This window comes from Pseudomonas sp. P5_B2, from assembly GCF_056400445.1.
Map to the genome: position 1 here is coordinate 1 of NZ_JBFULH010000682.1, position 2,043 is coordinate 2,043.

General features: G+C 55.0%; 2 protein-coding genes. One reads left to right on the forward strand and one right to left on the reverse strand.

Annotated elements, in window-relative coordinates; genetic code table 11:
• Window positions 1–609 precede the first annotated feature (609 nt).
• The gene (locus tag AC1DRJ_RS25565) at window positions 610–1,350 is read right to left on the reverse strand and encodes a response regulator (RefSeq protein WP_223511171.1); all 741 of its coding nucleotides are present in this window, start codon (window positions 1,348–1,350) and stop codon (window positions 610–612) included.
• Between the two features lie 213 nt (window positions 1,351–1,563).
• On the opposite strand from AC1DRJ_RS25565, the gene AC1DRJ_RS25570 reads away from it, so the two are divergent.
• Window positions 1,564–1,815 (forward strand): DUF2790 domain-containing protein, encoded by a 252-nt coding sequence (locus tag AC1DRJ_RS25570; protein ID WP_477804608.1) that lies wholly within the window; start codon window positions 1,564–1,566, stop codon window positions 1,813–1,815.
• Window positions 1,816–2,043 lie beyond the last annotated feature (228 nt).

Genomic DNA, 2,043 nt, shown 5'->3' on the forward strand with positions numbered 1-2,043 from the left:
GATCAGCACTAAGACGAACGGAATTTTGCTGGGCATCTTGTAGCTCCTGATAGTGCCTCTGATCGAGCAATGTGATCTAGTTGGCCTGCTTCTTGTGTCGGTCCATCTGTGTCTGTAATTGTTGTGCCGCGACTCGGCTGATTTCGGCCATAACGCCACCCCTGAGTCATCCATGCCGCACCCGCCGCGATCACGGTTGCGATAATCAGAGGGACAGGTTTCAGAATAAAATCGATCACATGTTTACCCATTGGATATTATTTATAGTGCTGACCCGTACATTCATCATGCTGGCTCGTAATCAAGCATCTAACATGCCGCCGGCGATAACATAGTGAACAATGAGTTGTCTTTCTCATTAAGTTGAGCCATTTCCTTTCTTCGCGTTAGTATTTAATTCAATTTGAACGCGCAGGGAGGAACACTCGGTAATGAGCATCGCTTAACTAGAAAATCCATCTATTTATAGTTGTGTGCTGACATTAGTCCCGATGTTGGCGAGGGACAACGTGAAGTCCGTATTCGGACTATCAAGACAGTGCACGAGGGTTGCTTGCGGCACCACCCATGCGGGGAGTCAGGTCAAGCGCGGCCAATGCAAGAAACAGTTCATTGGGGCGCGCCGAGCAACTCCACCGGGTAAGAAAACACATAGCCTTCGCTGCGCACGGTCTTGATGTAGGTCGGTTCGCGTGAGTCATCCAGTAAACGTTGGCGCAAACGACTCACCAGCAAGTCGATGGAGCGGTCGAACAGGTCGGAATCGCGGCCTTGGGTCAGGTTGAGTAATTGGTCACGGCTGAGTACCCGTTGCGGGTGATCGAGGAATACGCGCAGCAAGCGGTACTCTGCGCCACTGAGGGCAACCATCGTGCCGTCTTCATCGAGCAAGTGGCGCGCGGTGGTATCGAGGCGCCAGCGGCCGAAGCCCAGCAGCCGGCCCGTTTCAGTGATCAGCAGGTTCGGCGGCAGCATCCGCGTGCGGCGCAATACGGCGTTGATCCGCGCCAGCAACTCGCGGGCGGCAAAGGGTTTGGTCAGGTAATCGTCGGCGCCCATTTCCAGGCCGAGGATGCGATCGGTTTCGTCGTTGCGCGCGGTGAGCATCAGGATCGGCGTGGCTTTGTGTTTGCCTGCGCGTAATTCACGGCACAGCACCAGGCCATCATCACCGGGCATCATCAGGTCCAGCACGATCAAGTCCACCTGATTGGTTTCCAGAAAATGGCGCATCTGACGGCCGTCGGCGACCACTGTGGTACGTAGGCCATTTTTCTTCAGGTAATTGCCCACCAGTTCGCGGATCTCGCGATCGTCATCGACGATCAGGATGTGGTTCACATGCTCCATTGCTCAACCCTCTTGTTGTTCGCGCACTGATCATCGCGGGCCGTCGCGGGGATTTGTATCGCACTGTATCAGGCGTCCTGTTTGACACCTTACGCCTTAATAACGCGGTTTTGACGACACATGGCAGATACCTGCGGGCGATTAAATGGCTTCCATCGAGGCAAGACGACTTGCCTCACAGCCACCACCCATCGCACCCCTGAGGTATTCATCATGAACTGGAACACACTCATTGCCGCCAGCTGCTTCGCCGTCCTGAACGTTGCCGCGTTTTCGGCCCATGCCGATGTTCAAACCACGTCTGTTCACAGCGCTCATCTGGATATCAAACAGGTGCTTTCCATCCAAGATTCCGGCAGCGGTTGCGGCGTTGTCAACGCTCGCCTGAACTACCTGGATTCCAATGGTACGCACAAAGTGCTCGATTACAGCAAAGTCGCCGAATGCGCCAATCAGGGCGGTTGATCCCTCCACTACGTCGCTGAAAACCACAGACAAAATGACTTGTAGGGACATCACCATGAAGATGAATGTGTTGAGCCGTAAAACCGCATCAAGCCGCCACTTCATGGCGCCGACGATGCTCGCTTTCGCGCTGATGCAGTTCGGTGCCCTCGGCGTTGCCAATGTACAAGCCGCCACCACGACCACAGAACCGGCGGTGGCCCGTGCGGATTCGTATACCCCGTTCGG

Bases quoted from the DNA above. Each gene is read 5' to 3' on its own strand.
- AC1DRJ_RS25565 (WP_223511171.1), bottom strand. From the start codon at position 1,350: ATGGAGCATGTGAACCACATCCTGATCGTCGATGACGATCGCGAGATC.
- AC1DRJ_RS25570 (WP_477804608.1), top strand. From the start codon at position 1,564: ATGAACTGGAACACACTCATTGCCGCCAGCTGCTTCGCCGTCCTGAAC.